The organism is Micromonospora sp. NPDC003776, from assembly GCF_053605645.1.
The window spans coordinates 1-2,679 of sequence record NZ_JBSGJR010000764.1 but is presented as its reverse complement, the minus strand read 5'-3'; the positions used below and the strand labels follow the sequence as shown (position 1 = coordinate 2,679).

Here is a 2,679-nt window from a genome sequence, read left to right as displayed (position 1 = left end):
GTCGAGATGTAGTGGGCCACCGCCCCGGCCGGGTCAGCCAGCCGCGCAGCGCGGCGGCCAGCGCGGCCGGGTCCCCGGGCGGGGTGAGCAGCCCCGGCCGGGTGCCGTCCGGGGCGTGCCCGAGCGTGTCGGGCAGGCCGCCGGTGTCGCTGGCCAGCACGGGCAGGCCACGTGCCAGGGCCTCGGTCACCACCATCCCGTACGTCTCCCGTCGGGACGGCAGAATGACCAGGTCGGCGCCGCCGTACGCGGCGTCCACCGCGGCGCCGGCCAGGGGACCGGACAGGCGTACCCGGTCGGTCAGGCCGGCGTCGGCGAGCTGCCCGCGCAACCGGCCGACGAAGGCGGGGTCCCGGGTGAGGGCGCCCACCCAGTCGCAGGTCCAGTCGAGGTCGGCGACCGTGGCCAGCGCGGCGGCGAGCACGTCGTGGCCCTTGAGCGGGGTGACGGCGGCGATGCAGAGCAGCCGGGCGCCGGCCGGCGTGCCGGGGGCGAGTGGCGCGGGGTCCACGCCGGGCGCGGCGACCGACACCCGGTGGGCGGGCAGCGCGTACCGGTCGAGCAGCCACCGCCGGGTCCACTCGCTGGTGCACACCACGCCCGCCGCCACCGCCAGGGCCCGGGCCTCCGCCTCGTCGTCCAACGGCAGGTGCACCAGCACCACCAGGCGCAGCCGCCGGGCGTGCGGGGTGAGCACCTCCGGGACGGTGGACGCGACCAGGCCGTCGAGCAGGACGAGGGCGCCGTCCGGGAGCCCGGCGAGGACCCCGGCGAGGGCGGCCCGCTCCCCCGCCGCCGGGTGCGGCCAGCCGCCGGGCACCGGGTGCTGGCGCACCGCCCAGCCGAGCGCGGCCAGGCCCCGACAGGCCCGCCGGTCGTAGCCGTTGCCGCCGCTGGGGCTGGTCGGGTCGTCGATGTCGCCCGGCAGCACCACGTGGACGACGCTCATCGTCGGCTAGAGGGCCCGCTCGTAGCCGGCCCAGGCGACGTGCGACTCGTGCAGGGTGACGCTGATCCCGGTGAGCCCCCGCGCCCCCTCGCCGAGGCGTCCGGCGTGGACCGCCTCGGCGAGCCGGTCGGCCACCGTCCGGGCCAGCACCTCGGTGGTCGTGTTCACCCCGGCGAAGGCCGGCTCCTCGTCCAGGTTGCGGTAGGTGAGCTCGCCGAGGACGGCCTTGAGCTGCTCGGTGGCCAGGCCGATGTCGACCACGATCCCGTCGTCGTCGAGGTCGGGCCGGCGGAAGGTGGCGTCGACGACGAAGGTGGCGCCGTGCAGCCGCTGGGCGGGGCCGAACACCTCGCCGCGGAAGCTGTGGGCGACCATGATGTGGTCCCGGACGGTCACGCTGAACACGATCACTCCTCGGCGTAGGTGATGAGGTGGCAGACGGCGGGGAGCCGGCCCGAGGCGAGCCGGTCCAGCACGTCGGGCAGTTCGTCGAACCGGGACCGGCCGGTGAGCAGCGCGTCGAACCGCGGGTCGGCGAGCAGGTCCAGGGCCAGCGCCAGCCGGTCGGCGTAGCTGCGGTCGGCCCGCCGGGGCGAGACGGTGCCGACCTGGCTGCTGCGGATGCGCAGCCGCCGGCTGTGGAAGGCGCCGCCCAGGGCGAGGGTGACCGGGCGGTCGCCGTACCAGCTGAGTTCCAGCACGGTGCCCTCGGGGCGGAGCAGGTCCAGGCCACGCTGCAGCCCGGCGGCGGTGGCGCTGGCGTGCACCACCAGGTCGCGCCCGCCGGCCGCGTCGCCGGGGACGGCGAAGTCGACCCCGAGCGCTTCGGCCACCGTGGCCCGCGCCGGGTCCGCGTCGACCAGTTCCACCCGGACGCCCGGGAAGCCGGCCAGCAGGGCGGCCACCGAGCAGCCGACCATGCCGCCGCCGATCACCGTCACCCGGTCGCCGACCAGCGGCGCGGCGTCCCAGAGGGCGTTCACCGCGGTCTCCACCGTGCCGGCGAGCACCGCCCGAGCCGCCGGCACCCGTTCGGGTACGACCACCACCGTGTCGGCCGGGACCACGTACGCGGTCTGGTGCGGATACAGGCAGAAGACGGTACGGCCGCGCAACGCCGCGGGCCCCGCCTCCACCGTGCCGACGCTGAGGTAGCCGTACTTCACCGGGGCGGGGAAGTCGCCCTCCTGGAACGGGGCGCGCATGGTGGCGTACTGGTCGGCGGGGACGCCGCCGGTGAAGACGAGGGTCTCGGTGCCCCGGCTCACCCCGGAGAAGCGGGTCCGGACCAGCACCTCGTCGGGGCCGGGCGGGCGGAGGTCGACCGCGCGCAGTTCGCCCTCGCCGGGGGCGCGGAGCCAGAAGGCGCGGGCGGCAGCGGTCACGATTCTCCTTCTCCGGCGCTTCGGGCCGAACCGAACGGGCACTTTTCGCGTAGTTGGGGGCAGGGTTGTCGATCCTAGACACGGAGGCAGGGTGTCCACGGTTCGAAATGGCCTATTGGTCGGGCTGATCGTCCAGATCGTCCTGCTCTCCGGGCTCGCCGGGACGGTGGGCCTCGGCGTGGCGGGCTGGCTCGCCGGCCTGGCGTACGCGGTGGTGCTCTGCGGTCTGCTGCGGCGTGGCCTGCGCCGGGCCGGCGCGGACCGGCTTGGTCCGGCGGACCGGGTGACCCTGACCCGGGCGCTGCTGGTCGGCGCGGTGCTGGCCCTGGTCGCGGCCGCCGGCGC

General features: G+C 76.6%; 3 protein-coding genes and 1 pseudogene. 1 reads left to right on the top strand and 3 read right to left on the bottom strand.

Going from position 1 to position 2,679, the window contains the following annotated elements; translation table 11 throughout:
* From ACWEVO_RS34585 to ACWEVO_RS34575, 3 genes are all read right to left on the bottom strand, one after another.
* A partial coding sequence (locus tag ACWEVO_RS34585; RefSeq protein WP_452311620.1) for a glycosyltransferase family 4 protein occupies window positions 1-949 on the bottom strand: 949 nt, incomplete at its 3' end.
* Window positions 950-955: 6 nt separating this feature from the next.
* Window positions 956-1,354: a 6-pyruvoyl trahydropterin synthase family protein gene (locus tag ACWEVO_RS34580; RefSeq protein WP_452311619.1), complete on the bottom strand. Its 399-nt coding sequence runs from the start codon at window positions 1,352-1,354 to the stop codon at window positions 956-958.
* 2 nt (window positions 1,355-1,356) lie between these two features.
* A complete protein-coding gene (locus tag ACWEVO_RS34575; protein ID WP_452311618.1) occupies window positions 1,357-2,334 on the bottom strand; it encodes a zinc-dependent alcohol dehydrogenase in 978 nt (325 codons plus the stop codon).
* 91 nt (window positions 2,335-2,425) lie between these two features.
* On the opposite strand from ACWEVO_RS34575, the pseudogene ACWEVO_RS34570 reads away from it, so the two are divergent.
* Window positions 2,426-2,679 (top strand): annotated as a pseudogene (locus tag ACWEVO_RS34570) (CDP-alcohol phosphatidyltransferase family protein); the annotation flags it as partial.